Below are 3,735 nucleotides of genomic sequence, written 5' to 3' on the forward strand. Positions count from 1 at the left end.
CGAGTTAAAACAGTTACTGCTCGCTCATCTGATTTTGGAAAATGGTATACAGATGTTTGTCTTAAAGCTGAATTAATAGCTTATTCTGAGGCAAAAGGTTTTATTATCTATCTTCCTTATGGTTATGCTTTGTGGGAAAATATTCAAAAACATCTTAATTGTACTTTACAAAAAACAGGTCATCAAAATGTTTATTTTCCGTTAGTTTTTCCAGAAAAACTATTTCACAAAGAAAAAAATCATATTCAAGGATTTTCTCCAGAAGCAGCAATGATAACAACTACAGGCAAAAAAAACTTATCCGAAAAACTAGTGATTCGCCCTACTTCAGAAATTTTATTTTCGCAATATTATTCTAAAACAATCACTTCTTATCGTGATTTACCTAAGTTATATAATCAATGGTGCAATGTGGTTCGCTGGGAAAAAACGACTAAACCTTTTTTAAGAGGTAAAGAGTTTTTGTGGCAAGAAGGACACACTGTTCATGCTACCGAACAAGAAGCGATGCAGCAAACTTTATCCATCCTTGATATTTATCAAAAGTTAGGCAAAAACCTTTTAGCCCTTCCTTTTGTATGTGGCAAAAAAACCGAAACAGAAAAATTTGCTGGAGCCCTCATCACTTATTCTATCGAAGCGTTAATGCATGACGGACAAGCTCTTCAAGCAGGAACTTCTCATTACTTAGGTACTAATTTTGCTAAATCGTTTAAAATCCAATTTCAAGATTGCGACCATCAAAAAAAATATGTTCATCAAACATCTTGGGGTGTTTCTACACGTTTAATTGGAGCTTTAATTATGGTTCACAGCGATGATGAAGGACTAGTTTTACCGCCTTATGTTTCTCCTATGCAAATTGTAATCATTCCTTTGCAACCTCAAGATGATGCAGTAAAACAAACATCCGAAAACCTCTTTTCCATCCTTCAAAAAAACTATCGCGTTCATCTCGATCTACAAGACAAAACTGCTGGTTGGAAATTTAGTCAATATGAACTTAAAGGTGTTCCTTTGCGTATAGAAATTGGCAAACGTGGTTTAGAAAATGATGAAGTTACTATTTTTCAAAGATATAACTTCGCCAAACAAAATATCAAAACCAAAGATTTGCCATCTCAAATCCCGCAATTATTTGAAACCATCCACAATAACATGTATCAAAAAGCACTGCAACATTTAGAACAAAATCGCAAACAAGCTACCACTTATGAAGAATTTAAAACTTATCTCAAACAAGGTGGTTATGTAGCAATGAGTATTTCAGGAACTGATGCCGAATTGCAAATTAAACAAGAAACAGGAGCTACTGCCAGAGTTATTTTAGAAACTAATTTAATTACTGCTAACTGCCCTGTTACTAACAAAAAAGCCCTTCAAACTGTCTTATTTGCTAGAGCTTATTGAAATTATTTTAAAAATGATTTGTTATAAAAGCCAACCAAAAAGTTTCAACACATTTAATACTAAATCATTTCTCCAAATATTTTCTTTCTTTTTATAAACATTTTATTTTTTACATTTTTACCCCCACAACCACTATTTTTTAATTATTCAAAACTTTTAGGCTTGACATTTCATACTAAAAAAGCTATAATTAAGGAAGTGTGTTAAAAAGAAAAGAGGTTTTTTTATGAAACGAACATATCAACCTAGTAAAATCAAAAGAAAAAGAACTCATGGTTTTAGAGCCAGAATGGCAACTGTTGGAGGATGCAAAGTTCTTGCTAGAAGAAGAGCTAAAGGACGTTTGCAACTAACAGTTTAAAATCAAACTAACTTGATTTTGATTAATTCAAACCAAAAATAAACACCGCTTTTTCGGTGTTTTTTTGATAAATTTCTTTTTATTGCTATTGTATCATTAATAATTGTGGAATTTATATTTTTTAAAATTGTTAATTGATGTTTTGAATATAAAAGTTAAGAATTTTAGGATTATTAAGAAGATGAAAAGAAAATATATTCTTAAAAAAGAAAGCGAAATCACCCCTGTTTTTAAATCTAAAAAAAGATACGGGAACTCCCTTTTTATTATTTATTACGTCAAACAAACTGCCTTTCCTCATTTTAAATTTGCTTTAAGTGTTGGCAAAAAATATGGTAAAGCCCACGAAAGAAATTTAATTAAACGTCGTTTAAGAGCAATTATTAGGAGTGTTTCTCCTTGCCTTAACCCCAAAATGTTTTTTGTTATTGTTATTAAAGCTCAAGCCAAAAGCCTAACTTTTCAACAATTAAAAACTTTCTTTTTGCAATTTGCTACCAAAACTCGCATATTACTTTCAAATAAATAAAATAAGGAGTTAATTAAAATGGATGTTAGAAATCATTCTTCAAAAAAAAAGTTTTTATTTTTAGCAATTTTTCTATTCGGGTTATTTTTTTGGCTCCTTACTCCTCCAAAGCGTGAAAAAATAGAAGTTTTTGACAAAGTTTTTGTTTTTAAAAGTAGCGAAAAATATGAAGAATATTTTACAAATAATGATCCTTCTAAATTAAATGAATGTGCTGATATTTTTGTGGTTTATGTTATCAATAACAAAAAGAAAGAAATTCAAATAGCTATGCAAGACGAATTTAAAGGCATGTTAAATAAAAAAAAACAAGCAAAATATTTTTTTGGTTTAATGAAAAAACCAGATCCTGAAGTAGAAGATGTTTCTAATTTTGATCTTTCTAAATTAAATAAAAAAGAATGTTTTTTAACTTTTAAACCAGATGCTGATGTTTTTAAAAATAAAAACGATAAAGAAAAAACCGAATTCAAAAATAAATTAATGAAGGATTTTTTAACAGTTTCTGCAGGCACTAATGATGATTATATTCAAAACAATAAATATCAAAAAAAAGAATTAAAAGATGCATTAGAATTTAGAACATATGAAGATAAAACCCCTCTTTCTTTAGAAAATATAAAATTAGATTTTGACAAAGATCATTATGCAGAAAATATCAAAAACACTTCCAATAATGATTCATCTAACATTGATATTAAATTTACAAACAACAATAACGACCATTTAATATCTAGAAAACTTTTTATAACTAATTCTTCAGTTCCAATTCAATTTCCTTCTAGACTGGAATGGAGCCTGTTTGGTTATTTTTGGAATGTTTTAATAATTTCAATTGGCTCTTTTTTATATTTTTTCTCAACTTTCTTAGTTTCTGGTGCTTCTGGTATGTTTTTTGGCAACTTAGGGTTAGGAATTGTTTTAGCTACTATTTTCATCCGTACTTTAACTTGGCCTATTTATACTAAAACAAGTACTTTGAGTATGAATATGAGTTTAATTCAGCCCGAAATTGAAAAAGTAAAGCAAAAATATGCTCTCAAAAAAGATCCTGCCTCAGCTCAAAAAATGCAGTTAGAAATTTTAAAAGTTTATCGCAAAAATAATTTTTCTTTTTGGGGCTTTTTATTGTCTTTCTTGCAACTTCCCTTATTTATTGCAATTAATCAAACCTTAAGTCGCTTTATTATTCCTGGAGGTATTTTTGCAACTGATAAATTAATTGAAAAGCCCTTTTTAGGATTCATTAATTTAAACCCTTCTAATCCCAATAATGCTTTTGTTATCTTTTTGCTTTCTTTTTTAGTGGGAGCAACGATGTTTATTTTGAATAAAATTAGTTTTAAAAAACCAGATTATTTAAAAACCCCTTCTTATCATTTGACTTCAGAACAAAAACAAAAAGCTAAACAATCAGAAAAAAGCATGAAAATTA

4 protein-coding genes are annotated in these 3,735 nt (G+C 29.0%); all 4 read left to right on the top strand.

What is annotated here, in order from left to right:
• The coding region (gene proS / locus OL66_RS00580; RefSeq protein WP_034172050.1) for a proline--tRNA ligase at positions 1 to 1,410 on the top strand (1,410 nt) is incomplete at its 5' end.
• A gap of 226 nt (positions 1,411 to 1,636) precedes the next feature.
• Complete coding sequence (gene rpmH, locus OL66_RS00585) at positions 1,637 to 1,771, top strand: 50S ribosomal protein L34 (protein ID WP_024563646.1); 135 nt, start codon at positions 1,637 to 1,639, stop codon at positions 1,769 to 1,771.
• A 181-nt stretch (positions 1,772 to 1,952) separates the two neighbouring features.
• A complete protein-coding gene (gene rnpA, locus OL66_RS00590) occupies positions 1,953 to 2,300 on the top strand; it encodes a ribonuclease P protein component (RefSeq protein ID WP_034172051.1) in 348 nt (115 codons plus the stop codon).
• A gap of 18 nt (positions 2,301 to 2,318) precedes the next feature.
• Positions 2,319 to 3,735: membrane protein insertase YidC (locus OL66_RS00595; RefSeq protein WP_034172052.1), on the top strand; the 1,417-nt coding region annotated here is incomplete at its 3' end.

It is taken from the genome of Chrysanthemum yellows phytoplasma, assembly GCF_000803325.1.
In the GTDB taxonomy this organism is placed as follows: Bacteria; Bacillota_I; Bacilli_A; order Acholeplasmatales; family Acholeplasmataceae; genus Phytoplasma; species Phytoplasma asteris.